The organism is Burkholderia sp. Bp9143, from assembly GCF_003853645.1.
Classification (GTDB): Bacteria; Pseudomonadota; Gammaproteobacteria; order Burkholderiales; family Burkholderiaceae; genus Burkholderia.
This window is the reverse complement of sequence record NZ_QTPO01000160.1, coordinates 1-638: the sequence shown is the minus strand read 5'-3', so window position 1 is coordinate 638 and position 638 is coordinate 1. Positions and strand designations below refer to the sequence as shown.

General features: G+C 60.7%; 1 protein-coding gene. It reads right to left on the bottom strand.

Annotated elements, in window-relative coordinates; all coding sequences use genetic code 11:
- Positions 1-638: Ig-like domain-containing protein (locus tag DIE23_RS39125; protein WP_148093508.1), on the bottom strand; the 638-nt coding region annotated here is incomplete at both ends.

The following is a 638-nucleotide window of genomic DNA, read 5'->3' as shown; positions in this document are numbered from 1 at the left end:
TGCACGTCGTTCACGCCCTCGACGGCGTTGAAACTGGTGTTCCAGGTATGACCGCCATCGATCGAGTATTCGACGGTGGCGCCGGTTTCGACACCGGTGAGGTTCAACGTGCCGACATTGGTGACGTGGTCGGTGGCGCTGCTACCGGAGTCGGTGGTGAGCGCAACACCGGGCGCAGCGGCCGAGGTATCGAGCGTGAAGCTGAACGAAGTCGGATCCGACGTGTTGCCTGCGATATCGGTTTGCCGGACCTGGACGTCGTTCATCCCTTCGACGGCGTTGAAGCTGGTGTTCCAGGTATGACCGCCATCGATCGAGTATTCGACGGTGGCGCCGGTTTCGACACCGGTGAGGTTCAAGGTGCCGACATTGGTGACGTGGTCGGTGGCGCTGCTACCGGAGTCGGTGGTGAGCGCGACACTGGGTGCAGCGGCCGCCGTATCGAGCGTGAAGCTGAACGAAGTCGGATCCGATGTATTGCCCGCGATGTCGGTCTGCCGGACCTGTACATCGTTTACGCCTTCAACGGCACTGAAACTGGTGTTCCAGGTATGGCCGCCATCGATCGAGTATTCGACGGTGGCGCCGGTTTCGACACCAGTGAGGTTCAAGGTGCCGACATTGGTAATGTGGTCGGT